Below are 22,367 nucleotides of genomic sequence, written 5' to 3' on the forward strand. Positions count from 1 at the left end.
CCCAGCGGCGCTTGCCTCGCCAGACAATGCCTCTGGACCGTGATCCTGCCAAAGGAGCACATGTGATGGACGAGGCCAGACTCAACGACTTCATGGGCAAACTGGTGAATGACATGGGCGGCGCGGCGATGCTCGCCAACGTCATCCTCGGCGAAGAGCTCGGCCTGTACCGGGCGATGGCCGACAGCCAGCCCATCACCCCCGAAACCCTTGCCGAGAAAACCGGCTGCAACACCCGCCTGCTGCGCGAATGGCTCAGCGCCCACGCCGCCTCCGGCTACATGGAACACCGCGACGGCCAGTTCCGCCTGCCCGAAGAGCAAGCCCTGGCCCTGGCCATCGAAGACTCTCCGGTCTATATCGCCGGGGGCATAGGCGTGGTCGCGTCGTTTTTCCACGACAAGGACAAGCTGGTCAACGCCATGCGCGGCAACGGCGCCCTGCCCTGGGGCGAGCATCACCCGTGCATGTTCAGCGGCACCGAACGTTTCTTCCGCCCCGGCTACAAAGCCCATTTGATTGCCGAATGGTTGCCGGCCCTCGACGGCGTGGTGGCCAAACTGGAAGCCGGGGCCAAAGTGGCGGACATCGGCTGCGGCCACGGCGCCTCGACGGTGATCATGGCCCAGGCATTTCCGGATTCGCGCTTCGTCGGCTTCGACTACCACGCGCCGTCCGTCACCGTCGCCACCCAAAGGGCCGAAGAAGGCGGTGTGTCCAGTCGGGCCCGGTTCTTCCAGGGCACGGCGAAAAGCTACCCCGGCAGCGACTATGACCTGGTCTGCTACTTCGACTGCCTGCACGACATGGGCGACCCGGTGGGCGCGGCCAAACATGCCTATGAATCGTTGAAGGAGGACGGCACGGTGCTGCTGGTCGAGCCCTACGCCAATGACTTGCTCGACGACAACGTCAACCCGGTCGGACGCCTGTTCTACGCCGCCTCGACCTTCATTTGCACGCCGAACTCGCTGTCCCAGGAAGTCGGCCTCGGCCTCGGCGCCCAGGCCGGTGAAGCGCGGTTGCGCAAGGTGTTCAGCGAGGCCGGGTTCAGCCGTTTTCGTCGGGCCACGGAAACGCCGTTCAACCTGATTCTGGAGGCACGTAAATAACCCCCGAGGGTTGTAGGAGCTGCCGAAGGCTGCGATCTTTTGACTTTGCTTTTGAAAAACAAGATCAAGAGATCGCAGCCTTCGGCAGCTCCTACAAAAGGCCATGCCAATCTGCGCCCCCGGAGTGCTGAACATGCTCGACAGCCTGATCCACGAACAACTCGACCGCCTCCATCAACGCATGGCCGACGCGCCGTTTGCTGTGCTGACCGGTGCCGGCATCAGCACACCGTCGGGCATCCCCGATTATCGCGACAATCAGGGTGTGCGGCGGGGCCGGCAGCCGATGATGTACCAGGAGTTTCTCTCCGCCCCGGAGTCCCGGCGCCGTTATTGGGCGCGGGCGATGCTCGGCTGGCCACGGGTGCGCCTGGCGCAGCCGAACGTGGCCCACGACACCCTGGCCCGGCTGCAGGGCACGCGACAGATCAGCGGGTTGATCACCCAGAACGTCGACACCCTGCATGACCAGGCCGGCAGCCATGACGTGATCGAACTCCACGGCAGTTTGCACCGGGTGTTGTGCCTCGATTGCGGCAGGCTTTGCGAGCGCGACTCGATCCAGCGCTTGATGGAAACCCGCAACCCTTACCTGGCCGGCGTCGACGCGGTACAGGCGCCGGACGGCGACACCTTGCTCGACCCGGCCTTCGAGACACGTTTCCAGGTCCCGCATTGCCCGCATTGCGCCGGGGAAAGGATGAAGCCGGATGTGGTGTTTTTCGGTGAAAACGTTGCACAGGCCACGGCGGCCAAGGCGATGGCGGCCGTTGAACAGGCTGCCGGCTTGTTGGTGATCGGGTCTTCGTTGATGGCCTATTCGGCGTTTCGCTTGTGCCGGGCGGTGGTGGACCAAGGCAAGCCGTTGATCGCGATCAACCTGGGCAAGACCCGGGCGGACGACATTCTGGATTTGAAGATCGAAGGGTCATGCGAGCAGCTCTTACCCTTGTTGGCCCAACGCCTATCTTCCTGATCAATCCAGAAAACTGTGGGAGCGGGCTTGCCCGCGATGGCGGTGAGACAGTCAACGTAGATGTTGAATGTGCAGGCCTCATCGCGAGCAAGCCCGCTCCCACAGGGGCCAGCGTTCATTTCAGAGGAGCTTTTCCCCAAATTTTTCCTCTTTCAGCACATCAAACAATGCCTGCGCTGCCGCCGACAGTTCGCCCCCCGGCAACGTCAACACCCCAAGCGCCCGCTCCACCACCGGATCGCGCAAGGTAATGCAGCGCGCCCCCAGCTCACGCATCTGCCCGGCACACAAGGCCGGCACCGCGCTCACGCCCAGGCCGCTGGCGACCATGCGCCCGACCGTCGCCAGTTGATGGCTTTCAAACTCCACCGACAGCTTCATGCCGCGGGCCTGCAGGTGCTCCTCAAGCATGACCCGTACGGTGGAAGGTCGCTGCAAGGTAATGAACGGCTCCTTGAGCAGGGTCTGCCAATCGATGTCATCGAGTTCGGCCAGCGCCGAATCCAGGGGCACCACCGCCACGAATCGATCGATGTACAACGGCGTGAATTGCAGCGGCGAACTCTGGGTCGGCTCGAACGCCACCCCCAGTTCAACCTGGCGGTCACGGACCATTTCCAGCACCTGCTCGTTGATCACGTCATTGACCGTCACGTTGACGTTCGGGTAACGGGCGCGGAAGGTCTTGAGGATCGGCGGCAGCAGGTTGCCGGCGAACGATGGCATCGCCGCCAGGGTCACGCGACCGCGCTGCAGGGTGAAGCGTTGGCGCAGCTCGTCTTCGACATTGTCCCAGTCGGCGATCAACCGGCGCGCCAACGGCACCAGGGATTCGCCTTCGGCGGTGAGCGCCACGTTGCGCGTGTTGCGGGTGAACAGGCGCCCGCCGAGGCCCTCCTCCAGCGCCTTGATGGTCAGGCTCAGGGCCGATTGCGACAGGTGCAGGCGTTCACAGGCCACGGCAAAGCTCAGGCTTTGGGCCACGGCGAGAAAGGCGCGGATCTGCTTGACGGTCATACTCGATCTCTCCCGGGTCTTGTAGGAGCTGCCGAAGGCTGCGATCTTTTGATTTTGATCTTGCACCCAAAAAACAGGATCAAAAGATCGCAGCCTTCGGCAGCTCCTACACATTGTTGAGTTTTATCTATTAATCAACCTTAAAAATCAACTTAACAAATGAATACTTCGGCGAGACACTCCTTCCCATTCGGCTAGCCAGCCGCCCACAAAGAATAAAAGAGGTGCATATGGCAGGTTTCGACAAGCGCGTGAGTTCCTACGAGGAAGCTCTGGCAGGTCTTGAAGACGGCATGACCGTGATCGCTGGCGGCTTCGGCCTGTGCGGGATCCCGGAAAACCTGATCGCCGAGATCAAGCGCAAGGGTACTCGCGACCTCACCGTGGTCTCCAACAACTGCGGCGTCGACGGTTTCGGCCTTGGCGTACTGCTCACCGACCGCCAGATCAGCAAAGTGGTGGCGTCCTACGTCGGCGAAAACAAGCTGTTCGAAGAGCAACTGCTCAAGGGCGAAATCGAAGTCATCCTGACCCCGCAAGGCACCCTCGCCGAGAAAATGCGCGCGGGCGGCGCCGGCATCCCTGCCTTCTTCACCGCCACCGGCGTGGGCACCCCGGTCGCCGACGGCAAGGAAGTGCGTGAATTCCATGGTCGCAAGTACCTGATGGAAGAGTCCATCACCGGCGACTTCGCCATCGTCAAAGGCTGGAAAGCCGACCATTTCGGTAACGTGATCTATCGTCACACCGCCCAGAACTTCAACCCGCTGGCCGCCACTGCCGGCAAGATCACCGTGGTCGAAGTCGAAGAAATCGTCGAACCCGGCGAGCTGGACCCGGCGCAGATCCACACCCCTGGCATCTACGTCGACCGGATCATCTGCGGCACGTTCGAGAAGCGCATCGAACAGCGCACCGTGCGTAAGTGATCCCCTGCCCCCGGACCGAATGAAGGAATAACGACAATGGCACTTTCCCGCGAACAAATGGCTCAACGCGTCGCCCGCGAAATGCAGGACGGCTTCTACGTAAACCTGGGCATCGGCATTCCGACCCTGGTCGCCAACTACATCCCCGAAGGCATGGAAGTCATGCTGCAGTCGGAAAACGGCCTGCTGGGCATGGGTCCGTTCCCGACTGAAGAAACCATCGATGCCGACATGATCAACGCCGGCAAACAAACGGTGACCGCGCGCATCGGCGCTTCGATCTTTTCCTCGGCCGAGTCCTTCGCGATGATTCGCGGTGGTCATGTCGACCTGACCGTGCTGGGCGCCTTCGAAGTGGACGTGCAAGGCAACATCGCCTCGTGGATGATCCCCGGCAAGCTGGTCAAGGGCATGGGCGGCGCGATGGACCTGGTGGCCGGCGCAGACAACATCATCGTCATCATGACCCACGCGTCCAAGGACGGTGAGTCCAAGCTGCTGTCCCAATGCAGCCTGCCGTTGACCGGCGCCGGTTGCATCAAGCGCGTGCTGACCGACCTCGCCTACCTGGAAATCGAAAATGGCGCATTTGTCCTCAAGGAACGCGCACCTGGCGTCAGTGTCGAGGAAATCGTCGCCAAGACCGCTGGTAAACTGATCGTCCCGGACCACGTTCCGGAAATGCAGTTCGCTGCCCAGTGAGGAATCATTCCATGCAAGAAGTCGTCATTGTTGCCGCCACGCGCACCGCGATCGGCAGTTTCCAGGGTTCCCTGGCCAATGTTTCTGCCGTTGACCTGGGCGCTGCGGTGATCCGTCAGTTGCTGGCGCAGACCGGCCTGGACCCGGCCGAAGTCGATGAAGTGATCATGGGCCAGGTGCTGACCGCCGGCGCCGGGCAGAACCCAGCGCGCCAGGCCGCGATCAAGGCCGGCCTGCCCTTCGCCGTACCGGCCATGACCCTGAACAAGGTCTGCGGTTCGGGCCTCAAGGCCCTGCACCTGGGCGCCCAGGCGATTCGCTGCGGCGATGCCGAGGTGATCATCGCCGGCGGCCAGGAAAACATGAGCCTGGCCAACTACGTCATGCCCGGCGCGCGCACCGGCCTGCGCATGGGCCATGCGCAGATCGTCGACACCATGATCAGCGATGGCCTGTGGGACGCGTTCAACGACTACCACATGGGCATCACCGCCGAGAACCTGGCCGAGAAATACAGCCTGACTCGCGAGCAGCAGGACGCGTTCGCTGCCGCCTCGCAACAGAAAGCCGTAGCCGCCATCGAAGCCGGGCGCTTCGTCGATGAAATCACCCCGATCCTGATCCCGCAGCGCAAGGGTGATCCGCTGTCCTTCGCCACCGACGAGCAGCCACGGGCCGGCACCACCGCCGAATCCCTGGGCAAACTCAAGGCGGCCTTCAAGAAGGACGGTTCGGTGACCGCCGGCAACGCTTCGTCGCTGAACGACGGTGCCGCCGCCGTGATCCTGATGAGCGCCGAAAAGGCCAAGGCCCTGGGCCTGCCGGTACTGGCGAAAATCGCGGCCTACGCCAACGCGGGCGTCGACCCGGCGATCATGGGCATCGGCCCCGTGTCGGCCACCCGTCGTTGCCTGGACAAGGCCGGCTGGAACATCGACCAGCTTGACCTGGTTGAAGCCAACGAAGCCTTCGCCGCGCAATCGCTGGCGGTGGCCAAGGACCTGGAATGGGACCTGGACAAGGTCAACGTCAACGGCGGCGCCATTGCCCTGGGCCACCCGATCGGTGCTTCGGGTTGCCGCGTGCTGGTGACCCTGCTGCATGAAATGCTCAAGCGTGACGCCAAAAAAGGCCTCGCCACCCTGTGCATCGGTGGCGGTCAAGGCGTGGCACTGGCGCTCGAACGGGCTTAAAGCGTTCAACAGACGGCGCGGGGACCCACGAAGATCTGTCGCCGTCTGGACAAACACCCGGTGCGATGCAAGTCGCACCGGGTTCTTTTTTGCCTGCGTTTTTTCAAGTAGACCGCGTTATCGTTCTTCGCGGGCAAGCCCGCTCCCACAATTGTCCAGACGAGCGCGGTTCACTGTGGGAGCGGGCTTGCCCGCGAAGGGGCCGGAACTATCACCCCACAAACTGCAGAATCAGCCAACTGTTCGCCCCACTGATCACCACAAACAAGCCCCACGCCAGCACCCGCGTCGGCAGCCGGTTCACCAGCGGCCCCATGAGTGAGTGATCGTTGGTCATACGAATCAACGGGTACAACGCGAACGGCAATTGCAGGCTCAACACGACCTGACTCAACACCAGCAACTTGCCGATGGCGTCATCGCCCATCAGCCACACGCCGATGAACGCCGGGATCAGCGCCAGCCCGCGCGTAATCAGGCGTCGTTGCCAGCAGGGAATGCGCAGGTTCAGGAACCCTTCCATGATCACCTGGCCGGCGATGGTACCGGTGAAGGTCGAACTCTGCCCCGAGGCCAGCAACGCCACGCCAAACAACACACTGGCCAAGGCCCCGCCCACCAGCGGGTCGAGCAAGTGGTAGGCATCCTGTATGTCCACGACATCGGTGTGCCCGGTCTGGTGGAACGCTGCCGCCGCCAGAATCAGGATCGCCGCGTTGACCAGCAACGCCAGTGCCAGGGAGCCGATGGTGTCGATGCGCGCCAGTTTGACCGCGTCCTGCTTGCTGGTCAGGTCCTTGCCGATCAACCGGGTTTGCACGATGGACGTGTGCAAGTACAGGTTATGCGGCATGACCGTGGCCCCGAGGATGCCGATGGCCAGGTAAAGCGGCGCAGCATCACCGATGGCCGCCAGCGACGGCGTGAAGCCGCCAGCGACATCGGGCCAGTAGGGTTTGATCAGCAGCAGTTCGACAAAAAAGCACGCGCCAATGGTGCCGACCAGTACCAGCATGATCGCTTCGAGCCGACGGAAGCCACGGTTCTGCAAGGCCAGCACCAACAAGGTGTCGAACGCCGTGAGGGCGATGCCGAAGGTCAGCGAGCAACCGAGCAACAAATGGAACGCCAGCGCGCAGCCAAGTACCTCGGCCAGGTCGGTGGCGATAATGGATATCTCCGCCAGAAACCACTGCGTGCGAGCAGTGCGCGTGCTGTAGCGCTCCCTGGACAATTGCGCCAGGTCACGCCCGGTGGCAATGCCCAGGCGCGAACACAGGCACTGCACCACCATCCCCGCCAGGCTTGCCAGCAACACCACGAACAACAGGCTGTAGCCGAACCGCGAGCCGGCCTCGATGGCGGTAGCCCAGTTGCCCGGATCCATGTAACCGATGGACACCAGCAACCCCGGCCCGGCAAAACGCAGGACACGCTTGAAGAACGATGCGCGCGGGTCGACGGCGACACTGCCAGCCACTTCCGGTGGGCAAAACGGCGCAGTCGCGGTTTTGGGCAAAAAACTGAATTTCACACGATGATCCATCAACAGGTGGAAAGGCTCGCAAACAGGTTGCGATCATCGCAAAGTTCAGGGGGCCATGCCCAGCAACTGCTGGCGCAACTCGGGGTTGCTGGTGCGCGGATCGAGCCAGATGGCAAAAAATGCCTGGGCGAACTGCAGGTCCTTCACATCACGCAGCATCTGCTGACCCAGAAAAAACCGTGCGCCCTGCCCCGGCAGATAGACACCGGTCAGCCGCGTACCGGCCTGCACATCGACGAACGACTGCTGCATCTGCGCCTGCCAGGACGCCAGTTTCCCCTCACTGACCGCGGTACCGGCCAGTCGCTTGATTTCCCTGACGCTGGCGTTCACCAGATCATCACGGGAAATGCTGCGCTGGTAGATCAGCTCCAGGGCGAACGGCTGATCGCTCGCCAAAGGCCGCGAAGTACTCCAGAGCCGCGCGCTGTAGACATCGAAGCCGTACTTGCGAAACTCGCCACTGCCGAGCAGTTGCGCACCGGGCAGCGCATCCTGCCAATTGGCCAGGGCCTGGCAGTTCAGCAAAACAAGTAGCCACAGACCATGGCGCAGCGGTGATCGTGGGTGGTTCATGGCAGGTTGGCCTCCTCGCAGATGCCCAGGAAACGTACGCGCAAAAGATCCTTTCGTACAAATTCCGAAGTCTGCATGTATACAAAATCCGCACACAAATAAAGCAATCTAGCCGATGCAATGTTACCGTTGCCACCTCACACAGGCCGGAGACATGCGCGTGTTGATCCTCAAACTGCTGGTAATCCCAGGCTTCCTGCTACTGATTTCCCTGGCCGGCAAACGCTGGGGACCGAGCGTGGCCGGTTGGCTGTCGGGGTTGCCGGTGGTGGTCGGACCGATCCTGTTGTTCCTTGCCCTTGAGCAAGGCCAGGCGTTTGCTGCGCAATCGGCCACTGCAGCGCTGTCGGCCATGTTTGCGATGATTGCGTTTTGCGTGACCTACGCCCAGGTCGCACAACGGGCCGGATGGCCACTGGCGTTGCTGATCTCGCTGTCGGTCTGGGCGCTGGTGGCGGTTGTCCTGTCGCTGATCCCGGGATCCCTGGTGTTTTCCCTGTGCGCCGCCGCGACCGCGCTGCTCGCCGCGCCCTATCTGTTTCCCGCCGTGCAACCGGTGCTCAGTGGCCCGGGGCCGAAATCCGACAAGCTTGTGCTGCGCATGGTGGCCGGTGCATTGCTCACCCTGGTCGTGACGCTGCTGGCCAGCACCGTCGGCGACCGCTGGAGCGGCCTGCTGGCGGTGTTCCCGGTATTGGGCAGCGTGATGGCGGTGTTCTCCCAGCAAACCCGTGGCCCGGCCTTTACCGCCGCGTTGTTGCGCGCCACCGCCACCGGCATGTATTCGTTCGCCGCGTTTTGCCTGGTATTGGCCCTGGCCCTGCCGTCGATGGGGATGAACGCCTTTGTCCTGGGCGTTGCGGTGTCGGTGGCCATGCTGGGGGTGACCAAACGCTTGCTGGCGCGGCCGGTCGGCCCGACGACGGACACTGGAGGAACAGCCATCAAACGCTAAGCTGCATGATGTCATCGGGCCAGGATGTTGCCCGCCTCTAAGCGCTGAAGGAACAGACATGACTGCATCTCGCTTGCGCACTGCCCGATCGGCGACCGCCGTGGGCGTGATTGCGATCTTCCTCTGGTCCTGCCTGGCGTTGTTGACCACCCTCACTGAAGGCATCCCGCCCTTTGAACTGCTGACCTTGAGTTTCGGCGTGGCGTTTGCCGCCAGCCTGATCACCCTCGGCCGCCATGGCATGAGCGGGTTCAGCAGCTGGCGCCAGCCCTGGGCTGTCTGGGCCACCGGTTTCGTCGGGATTTTCGTTTATCACGCGCTGTACTTTTTCGCGCTCAAGGTCGCGCCTGCCGCCGAAGCCAGCCTGATCAATTACCTGTGGCCGTTGATGCTGGTGCTGCTCTCGGCCTTCGCCGCCGGCGAAAAACTGCACAAGCGCCAGGTGCTCGGTGCGGTACTGGGCCTGGCGGGCACGGCGTTCATCATGCAGCAACGCGCCACACACACGGCGGCGACCATGCCCGTCGCCGGGTATCTGGCGGCGTTCGGCTGCGCGCTGATCTGGGCCGGCTACTCGGTGTTCAACCGTCGTTTCAGCGCCGTGCCCAGCAGCATCATCGGTGGCATCTGCGGCATGTCGGCCGCCGCCGGGCTGGTCTGCCACCTGGCCTTCGAAACCACCGTGTGGCCTGACCTCAATCAATGGGCGGCGATCGTCGTCCTCGGCCTGGGGCCGGCTGGCCTGGCGTTCTTTGCCTGGGACCACGCCACCAAACACGGCAACCTGGCGACGCTGGGGGCGCTGTCCTACCTGGCGCCCTTGATCTCGACCTTGCTGCTGATCGTCATCGGCCATGGCCATGCCAGCCCGATCCTGATCGTGCCGGCGCTGCTGATCATCGCTGGCGCGGTGATTGCCACCGCACAGGCGCCCGAAAAAGCACCCGCAACCCGTTCGATGGTTTCGCACGAGTAGAACAACGACCCCGTACGTCAATCGAACCGTTTTGCTTCAACATCAGCCTCGATGAAAGTTGCCCTGCTGCTCGAAGAACTGCAAACGCCCTACGAACTGATCGGCGTCGACACCTTCAAGGGCGAGCAAGAGTGATCAATGTGGCGAGGGAGCTTGCCTGTGGTGAGGGGGCTTGCTCCCGCTCGGCTGCGAAGCAGTCGCCAATCCTGCCTGCACAGTACATCTGAAAGAAAGCAGGGGGCCGCTTCGCTGCCCAGCGGGAGCAAGCTCCCTCGCCACATGAAAGTCGCCTCACCTCCAGATCGCCACTCGGCCAAAGTGACCACTCGGTAGGGCAGGCTGGAATGCAGCACAACCTCCGTGGGATGATCGCGCCCCACCGCGCGCCCATCCCTGGAGATTCCGATGTCTTTGTTGAGTAAAAAAGCCCTTGTCCTGCTGCTGGCAGCCGCTACCGGCCTGGGGGCTTTGAATGCGCAGGCCGCCAAGGCCACTTCCAGCGATGCGCCCGCCCAGAAAGTCTCGATGCTCGGCAGCAAGTTCACCTTCAACCTGCCCAAGGGTTTCATCGCCAACCCGCTGCCGGCCAGCCCGGACGGTGCCAGCGGCACCCTGTACAGCAATGAAACCACCAAGACCGTGGTGATCGCCGCTGAAAACACCCTGCCCAACGGCATCAGCGTCAAGGACAACGACGGCGGGTTCCTCGATGGCACCGTGGCCGACTTCGATGCGGCTCAACACAAGTCCCTGCCCGACTACAACAAGCTCAGCGAGAAAACCCTGACCCAGAAATCCGGGCTGGGCCTGCGCCAGATCGACGGCACTGCCACGCAAGGCGGTGGCATGACCCTCACCACCACGCTGATGGCCGCCTCCGGCACCCGCATGGCGGTGATCCAGGTGATTTCCCGCCCTGGCGACATGGCGGCCCATGAAACCCTGATCAAACAGATCGTCAGCGGAAAATAAGGCTCAGGGGTTAAGACGCTGCAACCAGGCGCTCAAGTCCTGGATTTCTTCGGCGCTGATGTTGTGGCCGACACCGGGGTAGCCGTGAAACTCGGGTTCGAGTGACACGCTCTGCAACAGGCTGTTGGCTTCGGTACCGTCGCTGTAGGGAAGGCGTTTATCCTGCTCGCCATGACCAATGAAAATCGCCAGCGACTGGCGCTTTTCATCCGGTTTGAGCTCGGCCTTGAGCACTGGCAGAATCCGCCCGCTCAACGCCGCGATCCCGCCGAGCGCTTCGGGGTGCCGCAAGCCCACTTCGTAAGACATGATCGCGCCCTGGCTGAAACCGACCAGGAACACCTTCTCGGGTTCGGTGTGATATTTCTTTGCGGCCTGTGCGATGAAGTCCAGCAGCACCTGGCCACTGGACTTCAGATCATCGGTCTCACCGTTGTAGGCCCCTTCGCCCTTCTTGCGGAACCACTGATAACTGCCTGCCTCCATCACCAAAGGTGCCCGCACCGAAAGGTAGGTGTAGGACGCGGGCAGGTCGTCCTTGATGCCGAACAGGTCCTGCTCGTTACTGCCGTAACCGTGAAGGAAAATCACCAGGGGTTGAGGGTTCGAATCGGTGGTGGTTTGCGCCAGGTACTTGAGTGGCAGGTCGGTTTGCAGCGGGGTTTGGGCGTGGACGGCAGTGGATGCCAACAGCGTGAGCAACGCGAGAATCTTCAACATGGGTCTTCCTTCACGGAATGCAGGATTCGCGCAAGAGCCTAACACTGTGAATCAGGCAGGAACATCTCCGGTGAGGCGAATGCCGTCATCGCGGGCAAGCCCGCTCCCACAGGTTTTGTGAACGCCACAAATCCACTGTGGGAGCGGGCTTGCCCGCGAAGAGGCCAGTACAGACAAAGAAAATTCCGGGCTCAGTCGTTGATCAGCTTCCCCACCCGAATCGGTTCACGCCCGGCGACTTTCGCCTGCCAGGTGCCAGGCTGGGTGTAGCGCCCACGATCGATGGCGAACAGCACGCCACTGGTGCCGGCCTGCACGGTGGTGACCTTGTCGTTCAACGGGTCGACCACCTCGAACAGCGCATCGCCCTTCTCTACCCATTCCCCGGCTTCACGCAGGAAACTGACCACGCCGTGATGCGGTGCGAACAGGTATTGGGTGCCTTCGAACGGCATGCCTTCACAGCAGTCAGCCGGTGCCGCCGGCCAGGTGCCGGAGATGAAACCGTGCTCGGCGAGGAAGCCGAGAATGGCCTCGCCATTGGCCCGGGCCTGGTCGACCCGAGTGTCCCCCATGCTGCCCAGCTCCAGCGTGGTCGCCAGGTTGGCCGGGGGAATCGCCGCCGCCGGAAATGCCCGGGCCAGGCGTAACCAGGGCGAAGAACAGGACTCGTCGAACGAGCTGCCGCCGGAGTCCTCACACAACAGCGCCACGCCAGCTTGCAAGCGCGCCGCCAGGGATCGCCATTGTGGCCAGTGCTGCGGCAACGCATAAATGTGGATCGCTGCTTCGAAATCGCAATGCAGGTCGAGGGTGATGTCGGCGTCGCAGGCATGGCGCAGCAACAGGCGATGCATGGCCTCCAGCTGCGATGTCGCCGCCGGCAAGTCGTCGAGGACCTGGCCCATGGTCTGGCGAATCAACGCGATGTTGGCCTGGGCATCGCTGCCGAGGCGATCACCGACCCGCTCGGCCACCGGCGCGCTGAGTTCGACGAACGAGCGGTTGAAGTTCTTGCCGCTGCCCAGTTCGAAGCGTCCCATGTGGCTGCCTTGCAGGTGTTGGTCGAGACCAATGGGATTGGCCACCGGCACCAGTTCGATCACACCGTTCAACTGTCCCTGTTGTTCAAGTTCGGTCAGGCGCTTCTTCAACTCCCAGGCCGTGCGCATGCCCGGCAATTCGTCAGCGTGCAGGCTGGCCTGGATGTACACCTTGCGCGGGCCCGCGCCATAACGAAACACGCTGAGGGTGCGCTCAGTGCCCAGGTGGCTCCAGGGAAGTGTGTGGTCGATGCGTTGCATGGAGGGACTCCGATGTTCCATGTGTAGGAGCTGCCGAAGGCTGCGATCTTTTGATCTTTTTAAACAGCTTAAAAGATCGCAGCCTTCGGCAGCTCCTACAGGGGAAATGTGTTGGCATAAAAAAAGTGGCAGTCGCGTCAACGGCTGCCACTTTCTCGAACGGCTGGATTACTCGCCGTAAACGTCAAACTTGAAGTACTTGTCCTGCACTTGCTTGTACTTGCCGTTGGCGCGGATCTCGGTGATGGCTTTGTTGAACTGCTCGGCCAGGGCGGTATCGCCCTTGCGCACGGCAATGCCGGCGCCGCCACCGAAGTATTTCGGATCGTTGTACTCAGGGCCGACGAAGGCAAAACCTTTACCGGCGTCGGTTTTCAGGAAACCGTCGTCCAGGTTGACCGAGTCGGCCAGCAGCGCGTCGATGCGGCCGGAGACCATGTCCAGGTTCGCTTCCTGCTGGGAGCCGTAGCGCACCAGGACAATCCCTGCCGGTTGCAGCACTTCAGTGGCGAAGCGGTCGTGGGTACTGGCGCGCAGTACACCGACTTTCTTGCCCTTGAGTTCGGTCAGCGGGTCCTTGACGTCGGTGCCTTCCTTCATCACGAAGCGCGCCGGGGTGTGGTAGTACTTGATGGTGAAATCGACGTTCTTCTTGCGGTCGTCAGTGATGGTCATGGACGACAGGATGGCGTCGATTTTCTTGACCTTCAGCGCAGGGATCAGGCCGTCGAACTCTTGCTCGACCCAGGTGCACTTGACCTTCATCTGCTCGCACAGGGCATCGCCGATGTCCACGTCGAAACCGGTGAGTTTGCCGTCAGGGGTTTTCATCGAAAATGGCGGGTAGCCGGCTTCGATGCCGATGCGGATCGGCTTGGCGTCGTCAGCCACGGCGGTCAGGGACAACATCGACAGTGCCAGGGCACCGAACATCACTAGCTTCTTCATTTATAACTCCTGTGTGCGGAGGCTTTTATTGGCAGCTTCGATTGGCAGCGTTCGGTCCTTGCTTTGTGAGCGGAAACCGAAGTGGCCGGCAGTCTAGAGCGGCTACAGGAGGGTAAATTACGCCAAGGCGACAAATACTTATAAAAAAGTGGCGCCGGGATCGCGTCATTGCGGTGAACGCGCCATGACGATGCAAGCTCTGTCGGACAGAACGCGTTTTCAGACCAGGACTACAGCTCTTTCGGTGCCATCCGACGCAACGGGCCGGCTGGCGATACCGGGTGTTTTACGGCACATTGGGCGCCCTTGCGTCCCATCGAGAGTAGCGCGATGCCCACGTTGAATCTGATCCAGCACCACCCCGCCGAAGGCCCGGGTGCCATCGCCTTTTGGGCCGAGTCCAGAGGGCTGACGCTGAAGGTGTTTCGCGCCGACCTGGGGCAGTTGCCGCCCGTCAGCGCCGATCCGGTGATCCTGTTGGGCGGGCCTTATGAGTCCAATGCCGGCCCGGCCTGGCTTGCGGCCGAACGGCAATGGCTCAAAGGCAGTCTGGATCTGGGCGGGGCCGTGTTCGCCATCTGCCTGGGGGCTCAGTTGCTGGCGTTAAGTCTGGGCGGCTATGTACGGCGCATGGACCGGAGCGAAACCGGATGGACCACGGTGAGCTTCATCGATGGGCAAGCGCTGAAGGTACTCGAATGGCACGAAGACGCCATCGACCTGCCGCCTGGGGCGCAACTGTTGGCCAGCAGCGAGCACTGTGTGCAACAGATGTACCGCGCCGGGCCGGCGCGGCTGGGGTTGCAGTTTCATCCGGAGTGGAACGCCGAGTCGGTGGTTATGCTCAATGCGCATTTTGGCGAGGAGTCGCCGTTGCCACGGGGGCCGCAGGACGATGCAGCCTACGCCGAGGTGTTGGCGTGGTTGCAGGCGACACTGGATGAGTGGTGGGTCGCTGCCTGTCGCTGAATCAGATCAAAGCACATTCCTGTGGCGAGGGGGCTTGCCCCCGTTGGGTTGCGCAGCAACCCCCAGAATCTCACTAATAGTCGAGAGTTTTGGGAGCGCTTCGCACTCCAACGGGGGCAAGCCCCCTCGCCACAGGCAAGCCCCCTCGCCACGGGGATCAACAGTGTTTGAAGGTCAGCATTCGCAACCGATCACTTCACGGGCCAGCCGCGGCTCAGTGACACTCAACTCAAACCCTTCATCCAGCCACCCGGTCACGCCGCCGATCATCTCCTTGACCGGATAACCCAGGGCCGCCAGCTTCACCGCCGCCTTGTTGGCGCCGTTGCAGTGAGGCCCGGCGCAGTAGACCACGAACAAACTGTGTTTCGGATAACCGGCCAAACCTTCGGCGGTCAGCAAGCGCCCGGGAATGTTGATCGCTCCCGGTACATGCCCGCGCTCGAACGCCAGCGGGCCACGCACATCCACCAGAATGAAATCGACTTCGCCAGCCTGCTGGCTGCCGTAGACGTCGGAACAATCGGTTTCGAACGTCAGACGGTTGCTGAAATGCATCAGGGCGATGGCCGATGGGGCGGCGGGAATTTCGCGAACCAGACTGGTCATGGGTTGTACTCCAAAGAGGCGGTGGGTGTGGGGAGACTTTATCCGCCAGGCACTTGCGGCTACAGTGGCGCACAAGACACCGATCGGGAATTTTCCGCCAAATGCATCCCAACCCAACCAAGGTCGCGATTCTGGCCTACGACGGCCTCTGCACATTCGAGTTCGGCATTGCCGTGGAGATCTTCGGCCTGCCACGCCCCGAGTTCGATTTCCCGTGGTACGAACATCGTATCGTCGCCGTCGATCAAGGCCCGATGCGTGCCATGGGCGGTATCCAGGTCCTGGCCGACGGCGGCATGGAATTGCTCGCCGATGCCCGCACCATCATCATTCCCGGCTGGCGCGACCGCAACGCCACGGTCCCCGCAGAGCTTATCGATGCCCTGCGCCAGGCCCATGCGCGGGGCGCACGGTTACTGTCGATCTGCTCCGGGGTATTCGTCCTCGCCGCCACCGGGTTGCTCGACGGGCACGGTGCTACCACGCACTGGCGCTACACCTCGGAACTGGCCGAGCGCTTTCCCGGCATACTGGTGGACCCGGACGTGCTGTATGTCGATTCCGGCCAATTGATCACCTCCGCCGGCAGCGCGGCCGGCATCGATGCCTGCCTGCATCTGGTGGCCCGGGATTTCGGCACGCAAGTGGCCAACTCCGTGGCGCGGCGCCTGGTCATGTCGCCACAACGCAGCGGCGGCCAGGCGCAATTCATTCCGACGCCGGTCAGTCCTACACCGCGCAGCGATCTTTCCCGCGTCATGCAGTGGGCACGTGAGCGTTTGCACGAACCGCTGGAAGTGCGCGACCTGGCCAGCGAAGCCGCCATGAGCGAACGCACCTTCCTGCGTCGCTTCACCGAAGCCAGCGGCCAGTCACCGAAAACCTGGTTGCAGCAGCAACGCCTGGGCCGCGCCCGCGAGCTGCTGGAAAGCAGCGACCAGAGCACCGAACAGATCGCCGAACGTTGCGGTTATCGCTCGGTGGAAAGTTTTCGGGTGGCCTTTCGCACTGTGGTTGGCGTGCCGCCATCGGTGTATCGGGAGCGGTTTGGGCGTGGGGGCAGTGCTGGTTTTTGAGGTGTTCTCGAGGGCCTCTTCGCGGGCAAGCCCGCTCCCACAGGGATCTGCTGCGTTACACAGATGGTGTGAAAAACACAAAAACCTGTGGGAGCGGCGGTGCGGCGATCCGACTTGCCCGCGAAGGCGTCAGCCCGGTCACCGACTGATCAAGGCTTGCGCAACAGATAGGTATCCATGATCCAGCCATTGGCCAGCCGCGCCGCCTTGCGCACCCGTTCGATTTCATCCGCCACATCCTTGAGCTTGCCGCTGATCAGGATTTCGTCCGGTGTCCCCAGATAGGCCCCCCAGTAAATCTCGGTGTCCCGGTCCGCCACCTGATGGTAGGCATCCTGAGCATCGAGCATCACCACCAGGCTGTCGGCATCGCTCACCTGCCCTGCCGCCAACCGCCGGCCCGTGGTGATTTCAACGGAGCGGCCAATCTGGTTCAGCGGCACCTTGTGTTGTGCCGCCAGGGCCTGGACGCTGGTAATACCGGGGATCACCTCGAACTCGAACTCACAGGCGCCCGAGGCCTGGATCGCCTGAAGGATACGGATTGTGCTGTCGTACAGCGCGGGGTCGCCCCACACCAGGAAACCACCACACTGGCTGTCGGACAGTTCTTCATTGATCAGCCGTTCGAAGGTCTGCTGTTTGGCCAGGTTCAAGTCGTCGACACTGCTCCTGTAGTCCACCTCACCGCGCTCGCGCTCGGGACTGTGGGCCTGGACAAAACGGTAAGCGGGGTCGGTGATGTAGCGTTCGCAGATTTCGCGCCGCAAGTCGATGAGTTTGTCTTTGCTCTCGCCCTTGTCCATGAGGAAAAAAACGTCGACCTGATTCAGCGCCTTCACCGCTTGTATCGTGATGTAGTCGGGATTGCCGGCGCCGATGCCGATGACCAGGAGTTTTTTCATCACAGCAGGTCCTCGGGGTCGGTGCCCGGCAAGCGCAACCGCCAGCGGCCATGGAACCTCAGCTCGACCGCCGACAGGGGTTCGACGTCGATCATATTGGACGCCGCTCCCTGCAACACGTGCGTCAGAGCGGCGCGGATGACAAAGGGATGGGTAATGGCAACGATGTGCCCGGGCGTCGACTGCAACGCGGTCAACCACGCCCCCACCCGCTCGCCCAATTGCACCAGCGACTCGCCACCGTGGGGAGCCGAAGCCGGATCCCCCAGCCAATGCTCGAGCATCCCGGGGTCGGTTTTTTGCAGTTCGCCGATGCGCACACCGCCCCAACGCCCGACGTCGCAGTCCTTCAACGCATCGACAATTTCCGGAGCACTGCTGAAAAGCTCAGCGGTTTGCCGGGTGCGCAGTTCCGGACCGCAGACAAGGCGCGGAGCGCCCTTGAACTGATTGCAACGGGAAAGCCTGAGCGCTTGCCAATCCATCTCCAGAGGTTCGTCCAATGGAAAACGCGCCAGTTTCTGTGCGACGGTTCGAGCGTGACAAATCAGGGTTAAACGGGTCGCCTGCACCGGCAATCACTCCAGGGATGGAAAGGAACAACGGCGTCAGGGGACTGCCATCGGGCAATTGTGCCGCAAGAAAGCAGGCCTTGGGGGTAATGCCGATCAGTTAAGCCCCGGACATTGTGGGAGCGAGCTTGCTCGCGATGGCAGACTGTCAGGCACCCCTTGTTTGACTGTCCAGCCGTCATCGCGAGCAAGCTCGCTCCCACAAGGTTTGCACTGACTGGCATCAGGCCTTGGGGGCGTTTAATTTTCCTGTTTGAAGCGGACTCCGTCAGGCATTTCCCGGCAGATTTTCTGTTATCGCTGACTGCAACCAAGGCAATTGCCTACAAGACTTTGCGACATCGGCGTAGCCCCTTGCTGCAGGCACTTCGCCCCATTTTCGGGCACGGTCGGACCACGCGAAAATTAACTAGACAGGCAGCACGCGATAATTAAATACTCTTTTCAACGGACTGTTAAAACATGTGCCACGCTCATCCAGCAGGAGCCCGGATGCCCTTTCTCCAATACCCGATCAATGTGCCAGGCCCGGCAACGCCAGCGGCCGAACCGGTCGTTCCTCGTTGAATGCAGATCCCAAGCAGCATCTGACAAGAAAAAAGTGGCGCCTGACAACGATCAGATGACCACCGAATCGATGTGTGGAAAAACCGACAGTGATAGTCAGGTTCGGCTCAAACCGCCGGATCGTTTGATACAGGAGTATCTCCATGCTGGTCTTGCGTCCAGTCGAGTTGGCTGACCTGCCAAGGTTGCAGAAGCTGGCTCGTGAAAGCCTGGTGGGCGTCACATCCCTGCCCGACGATAGCGAACGGTTGCGCGAAAAAATTCTCGATTCCTGTGCCTCGTTCGAGAAAGACGTCGAGGGTCATGGCCCGGAAAACTATTTCTTTGTCCTCGAAGACCCGGCGACGCAGCACCTGGTCGGCTGCTCGGAAATCCTCGCCACGGCGGGGTACGACGAGCCGTTCTACAGCCTGCGCAACCGGCACTTCACCAGTGCCTCGCGGGAACTGAACATCGAGCACGGTGTACCGGCCTTGTCGTTGTGTCACGACCTCAGCGGCCACACCTTGCTGCGCGGCTTCCATATCGATGCCGCACGGGTACGCACCGCCCACTCCGAACTGCTGTCCCGGGCGCGCCTGTTGTTCATCGCGGCCCATCCCGGGCGGTTTTCCGCAACGGTGATCACTGAGATCGTCGGCTACAGCAGCGATGACGGGCACTCGCCATTCTGGGATGCCGTGGGCAAGCATTTCTTCGACCTGCCCTATGTCGAGGCCGAACGGCTTTGCGGCCTGCAGAGCCGCACCTTTCTCGCCGAACTGATGCCGCAGTACCCGATTTACGTGCCCATGCTGCCGCAAGCGGCCCAGGACTGCATCGGCAGCATTCACCCCGATGGCCAGGAGGCCTTCGATATCCTCGAGCGTGAAGGCTTCGAAACCAACAGCTACATCGATCTGTTCGATGGCGGCCCGACGCTCCATGCGCGCACCTCGGGCATTCGGTCCATCGCCCACAGCCAGTGCGGCCTCACGCAGCCTGGCCCGGTGAACGATGCCCGGGGCAGCTATCTGGTGAGCAACGAGTCCTTGACGGACTATCGGGCCATCGTCGCCGATCTTGATTACATCGCCGGGCAACCTGTCACGCTGGATGCAGCCATGTGCACGGCGTTGAAGGTCACCGAAGGCAACCCGGTCAGGCTGATCGCCCTGTGAGTGCCCGCCTGGGTCAACGCCAACGCCCGAATCCCCATGAACAAGGAACAGCCGCATGATTGTCCGTCCGGTCCAGATCACCGACCTGCCCGCCTTGTTCACGCTGGTGCGTCAGGCCAGCCCCGGACTCACCAGCCTGCCGGCCGACGAAGAACGCCTGGCCTACCGGATCCGCTGGGCCCAACGCACTTTCGCCGGGCAAGTCGATCGGGCCGATGCCGATTACCTGTTCGTGCTCGAGGACGACGAGCAGCAAGTGGTGGGCGTCAGCGCCCTGACGGGTGGAATCGGTCTGCGTGAGCCCTGGTACAATTACCGGGTCGGGCTGACGGTCAGTGCTTGCGCGGACCTGGGTATCCAGCGCCAGATCCCGACCCTGTTCCTGAGCAACGAATTGACCGGGCAATCGGAAGTCTGCTCGTTGTACCTGCGCCCCGATCAGCGCCAGGGAAGCAACGGTCGTTTGCTTTCGCTCGGGCGTTTGTTGTTCGTGGCCGAGTTCACGCAGCTGTTCGGCAACCGGCTGATCGCCGAATTACGCGGCAGTACCGACGAACGCGGTGGCTCACCGTTCTGGGACAGCCTCGGCCGGCATTTTTTCAAGATGGATTTCAGCCATGCCGATCACTTGTCCGGGCTAGGCAACAAATCGTTCATCGCCGAACTCATGCCACGCCAGCCGCTGTACACCTGCCTGCTCACCGAACAGGCCCAGGCGGTGATCGGCAAGCCCCACCCGAATACCGAGCCGGCCCTGAAAATCCTCAGCGCCGAAGGTTTTGCCCACAACGGCCATATCGATATCTTCGACGGCGGACCGGTCATCGAGGCCCCGGTTTCCGGTATCCGCACCGTGTGCGACAGCCGACCGCTGCAACTGGCCATCGGCTCGCCGGACGCCAACGACCCGCTCTGGCTGATTCACAATCGGCGCCTGGAAAACTGCCGCATTACCTGCGTCCCGGCCCGACTGGCGGGCAGCAGCCTGGTGGTCGATCGCCTGACCGCCAAGCGCTTGCAACTGCAGCCTGGCGACTCGGTGCGCGCCGTACCGCTGCTCAACCAGCGGCACCAGGCCGCAGCGGCGTGACCTATCAGCTTGCTACCTCAGGCGTCAATCCGGCTTACCCAGCAAATTCGTCATCATTCTCCCCCTGCGCGCGTGATAGCCTTTTATTTCTTCGGCGTTGACACTTTTGCTCAAGCCCTTCCATTCCATTGGTGGAACTCATATGTCCAGGCTTTCCCATCAAGATTTGCGCCGCAACTTTCGCCAACTGTTCGCTTCCAACACCTGCTACCACACGGCCTCGGTGTTCGACCCGATGTCGGCGCGCATCGCCGCCGACCTGGGCTTCGAAGTCGGGATCCTGGGTGGCTCGGTCGCTTCGCTGCAGGTGCTGGGCGCCCCCGACTTTGCCCTGATCACCCTCAGCGAGTTCGCTGAACAGGCCACCCGCATCGGCCGCGTTGCCCAGTTGCCGGTGATTGCCGACGCCGACCACGGCTATGGCAACGCGCTGAACGTCATGCGCACCATCGTCGAGCTCGAACGCGCCGGCGTCGCCGCGCTGACCATTGAAGACACCCTGCTGCCCGCGCAGTTCGGCCGCAAATCCACCGACCTGATCACGGTCGCCGAAGGCGTCGGCAAGATCCGCGCGGCACTGGAAGCCCGCTGCGATAAGGAAATGGCGATCATCGCCCGCACCCACGCCGGGATTCTACCGGTGCAGGAAATCATCAGCCGCACCCGGCAATACCAGCAAGCCGGGGCCGACGGGATCTGCATGGTGGGCGTCAAGGACTTCGACCATCTGGAGCAGATCGCCGAGCACCTGAGCGTGCCGCTGATGCTGGTGACCTACGGCAACCCGCTGCTGCGCGACGACAAGCGCCTGGCCGAACTGGGCGTGCGCGTGACCATCGACGGCCATGGCGCCTACTTCGCCGCGATCAAGGCGACCTACGACAGCCTGCGCGAGCAACGCCAGATCCTCACCCAGACGTCGGACCTGAGCGCGACCGAGCTGACTCACACCTACACGCAACCTGAGGAATACATCCGCTACGCGGAAGAGTTCATGAGCGTGAAGGAGTGATGGTTTCATGCCACTGACAGTGTGACCCGACACGCCGCCATCGCGGGCAAGCCCGCTCCCACAGTTGATTTCTGTTGAACACAAATCTTGTATTCACCCAGATCCTTGTGGGAGCGGGCTTGCTCGCGAAGAGGCCATCACTGCCAACATCCCTGCTGCCTGACACTGCGCCATCGCGGGCAAGCCCGCTCCCACAGTTGGTTTTTGTTGAACACAAATCTTGTATTCACCCCAGATCCTTGTGGGAGCGGGCTTGCCCGCGATGAGGCCTTCACTGCCAACATCCCTGCTGCCTGACACTGCGCCTTCGCGAGCAAGCCCGCTCCCACAGTTGGTTTTTGTTGAACACAAATCTTGTATTCACCCCAGATCCTTGTGGGAGCGGGCTTGCCCGCGATGAGGCCTTCACTGCCAACATCCCTGCTGCCTGACACTGCGCCATCGCGGGCAAGCCCGCTCCCACAGTTGATTTCTGTTGAAC

The 22,367-nt window shown here is 62.1% G+C and carries 22 protein-coding genes and 1 pseudogene; 14 read left to right on the top strand and 9 right to left on the bottom strand.

The window, feature by feature from the left end; translation table 11 throughout:
* The first annotated feature begins 65 nt into the window (after nt 1–65).
* Both KW841_RS23635 and KW841_RS23640 read left to right on the top strand, forming a co-directional pair.
* Nucleotides 66–1,112 (top strand): class I SAM-dependent methyltransferase, encoded by a 1,047-nt coding sequence (locus tag KW841_RS23635; protein WP_218479999.1) that lies wholly within the window; start codon nt 66–68, stop codon nt 1,110–1,112.
* Between the two features lie 133 nt (nt 1,113–1,245).
* Complete coding sequence (locus KW841_RS23640) at nt 1,246–2,088, top strand: NAD-dependent protein deacetylase (protein WP_218480000.1); 843 nt, start codon at nt 1,246–1,248, stop codon at nt 2,086–2,088.
* Between the two features lie 120 nt (nt 2,089–2,208).
* Here KW841_RS23640 and KW841_RS23645 read toward each other — a convergent pair whose 3' ends face one another.
* A complete protein-coding gene (locus KW841_RS23645; protein WP_102700493.1) occupies nt 2,209–3,105 on the bottom strand; it encodes a LysR family transcriptional regulator in 897 nt (298 codons plus the stop codon).
* A 230-nt stretch (nt 3,106–3,335) separates the two neighbouring features.
* Between KW841_RS23645 and KW841_RS23650 the strand changes: the two genes are divergently transcribed.
* Genes KW841_RS23650 through KW841_RS23660 form a run of 3 tightly spaced genes read left to right on the top strand, consistent with a single transcriptional unit; the run spans nt 3,336 to nt 5,929 of the window.
* Entirely contained in the window at nt 3,336–4,034 is a 699-nt protein-coding gene (locus KW841_RS23650; RefSeq protein WP_110662269.1) for a CoA transferase subunit A, read from the top strand.
* Between the two features lie 36 nt (nt 4,035–4,070).
* A complete protein-coding gene (locus tag KW841_RS23655; protein WP_007975748.1) occupies nt 4,071–4,736 on the top strand; it encodes a CoA transferase subunit B in 666 nt (221 codons plus the stop codon).
* An 11-nt stretch (nt 4,737–4,747) separates the two neighbouring features.
* Nucleotides 4,748–5,929, top strand: coding sequence for an acetyl-CoA C-acetyltransferase (locus tag KW841_RS23660; protein WP_218480001.1), 1,182 nt, complete (start codon nt 4,748–4,750; stop codon nt 5,927–5,929).
* Between the two features lie 211 nt (nt 5,930–6,140).
* Here the strand turns inward: KW841_RS23660 and KW841_RS23665 are convergent, their stop codons facing one another.
* Both KW841_RS23665 and KW841_RS23670 read right to left on the bottom strand, forming a co-directional pair.
* Nucleotides 6,141–7,463, bottom strand: coding sequence for an Nramp family divalent metal transporter (locus tag KW841_RS23665; protein ID WP_218480002.1), 1,323 nt, complete (start codon nt 7,461–7,463; stop codon nt 6,141–6,143).
* 57 nt (nt 7,464–7,520) lie between these two features.
* Entirely contained in the window at nt 7,521–8,051 is a 531-nt protein-coding gene (locus tag KW841_RS23670) for a chalcone isomerase family protein (protein WP_218480003.1), read from the bottom strand.
* A 160-nt stretch (nt 8,052–8,211) separates the two neighbouring features.
* On the opposite strand from KW841_RS23670, the gene KW841_RS23675 reads away from it, so the two are divergent.
* The 4 genes and pseudogenes from KW841_RS23675 to KW841_RS23685 all read left to right on the top strand — a co-directional run bounded on the left by KW841_RS23675 (nt 8,212) and on the right by KW841_RS23685 (nt 10,954).
* Nucleotides 8,212–9,006: a hypothetical protein gene (locus KW841_RS23675; protein WP_102700553.1), complete on the top strand. Its 795-nt coding sequence runs from the start codon at nt 8,212–8,214 to the stop codon at nt 9,004–9,006.
* Nucleotides 9,007–9,064: 58 nt separating this feature from the next.
* On the top strand, nt 9,065–9,982 hold the full coding sequence (locus tag KW841_RS23680; RefSeq protein WP_218480004.1) for a DMT family transporter: 918 nt from the start codon (nt 9,065–9,067) through the stop codon (nt 9,980–9,982).
* A 51-nt stretch (nt 9,983–10,033) separates the two neighbouring features.
* Nucleotides 10,034–10,111: pseudogene (locus tag KW841_RS30160) on the top strand (glutathione S-transferase family protein); the annotation flags it as partial.
* Nucleotides 10,112–10,387: 276 nt separating this feature from the next.
* Nucleotides 10,388–10,954, top strand: coding sequence for a hypothetical protein (locus KW841_RS23685; RefSeq protein ID WP_102674911.1), 567 nt, complete (start codon nt 10,388–10,390; stop codon nt 10,952–10,954).
* Nucleotides 10,955–10,957: 3 nt separating this feature from the next.
* Here KW841_RS23685 and KW841_RS23690 read toward each other — a convergent pair whose 3' ends face one another.
* The 3 genes from KW841_RS23690 to KW841_RS23700 form a co-directional block, all read right to left on the bottom strand.
* Nucleotides 10,958–11,674: an alpha/beta hydrolase gene (locus KW841_RS23690; protein ID WP_218480005.1), complete on the bottom strand. Its 717-nt coding sequence runs from the start codon at nt 11,672–11,674 to the stop codon at nt 10,958–10,960.
* Nucleotides 11,675–11,865: 191 nt separating this feature from the next.
* Nucleotides 11,866–12,978, bottom strand: coding sequence for a succinylglutamate desuccinylase/aspartoacylase family protein (locus tag KW841_RS23695; protein ID WP_218480006.1), 1,113 nt, complete (start codon nt 12,976–12,978; stop codon nt 11,866–11,868).
* Between the two features lie 168 nt (nt 12,979–13,146).
* On the bottom strand, nt 13,147–13,926 hold the full coding sequence (locus KW841_RS23700) for an ABC transporter substrate-binding protein (protein WP_007975754.1): 780 nt from the start codon (nt 13,924–13,926) through the stop codon (nt 13,147–13,149).
* Nucleotides 13,927–14,256: 330 nt separating this feature from the next.
* Between KW841_RS23700 and KW841_RS23705 the strand changes: the two genes are divergently transcribed.
* Nucleotides 14,257–14,895 (top strand): type 1 glutamine amidotransferase, encoded by a 639-nt coding sequence (locus KW841_RS23705; RefSeq protein ID WP_218480007.1) that lies wholly within the window; start codon nt 14,257–14,259, stop codon nt 14,893–14,895.
* Between the two features lie 174 nt (nt 14,896–15,069).
* Here the strand turns inward: KW841_RS23705 and KW841_RS23710 are convergent, their stop codons facing one another.
* The gene (locus tag KW841_RS23710; RefSeq protein WP_218480008.1) at nt 15,070–15,504 is read right to left on the bottom strand and encodes a rhodanese-like domain-containing protein; all 435 of its coding nucleotides are present in this window, start codon (nt 15,502–15,504) and stop codon (nt 15,070–15,072) included.
* Between the two features lie 101 nt (nt 15,505–15,605).
* On the opposite strand from KW841_RS23710, the gene ftrA reads away from it, so the two are divergent.
* A complete protein-coding gene (gene ftrA / locus KW841_RS23715; RefSeq protein ID WP_218480009.1) occupies nt 15,606–16,580 on the top strand; it encodes a transcriptional regulator FtrA in 975 nt (324 codons plus the stop codon).
* Between the two features lie 149 nt (nt 16,581–16,729).
* Here ftrA and cobF read toward each other — a convergent pair whose 3' ends face one another.
* A complete protein-coding gene (gene cobF / locus KW841_RS23720) occupies nt 16,730–17,485 on the bottom strand; it encodes a precorrin-6A synthase (deacetylating) (protein ID WP_218480010.1) in 756 nt (251 codons plus the stop codon).
* Nucleotides 17,485–18,057 carry a histidine phosphatase family protein gene (locus tag KW841_RS23725; RefSeq protein WP_218480011.1) on the bottom strand — a complete coding sequence of 191 codons (573 nt, stop codon included), beginning with the start codon at nt 18,055–18,057 and terminating at the stop codon, nt 17,485–17,487. Before KW841_RS23725 ends, cobF begins: the two co-directional genes overlap by 1 nt.
* 710 nt (nt 18,058–18,767) lie before the next feature.
* On the opposite strand from KW841_RS23725, the gene KW841_RS23730 reads away from it, so the two are divergent.
* The 3 genes from KW841_RS23730 to KW841_RS23740 all read left to right on the top strand — a co-directional run bounded on the left by KW841_RS23730 (nt 18,768) and on the right by KW841_RS23740 (nt 21,886).
* Nucleotides 18,768–19,784 (top strand): arginine N-succinyltransferase, encoded by a 1,017-nt coding sequence (locus tag KW841_RS23730; RefSeq protein WP_218480012.1) that lies wholly within the window; start codon nt 18,768–18,770, stop codon nt 19,782–19,784.
* 55 nt (nt 19,785–19,839) lie between these two features.
* A complete protein-coding gene (gene astA / locus KW841_RS23735) occupies nt 19,840–20,874 on the top strand; it encodes an arginine N-succinyltransferase (protein ID WP_218480013.1) in 1,035 nt (344 codons plus the stop codon).
* Nucleotides 20,875–21,016: 142 nt separating this feature from the next.
* Nucleotides 21,017–21,886, top strand: coding sequence for an oxaloacetate decarboxylase (locus KW841_RS23740; protein ID WP_007975765.1), 870 nt, complete (start codon nt 21,017–21,019; stop codon nt 21,884–21,886).
* The last annotated feature ends 481 nt before the right edge of the window (nt 21,887–22,367 follow it).

The organism is Pseudomonas sp. PDM28 (genome assembly GCF_019219115.1).
In the GTDB taxonomy this organism is placed as follows: Bacteria; Pseudomonadota; Gammaproteobacteria; order Pseudomonadales; family Pseudomonadaceae; genus Aquipseudomonas; species Aquipseudomonas laurylsulfatiphila.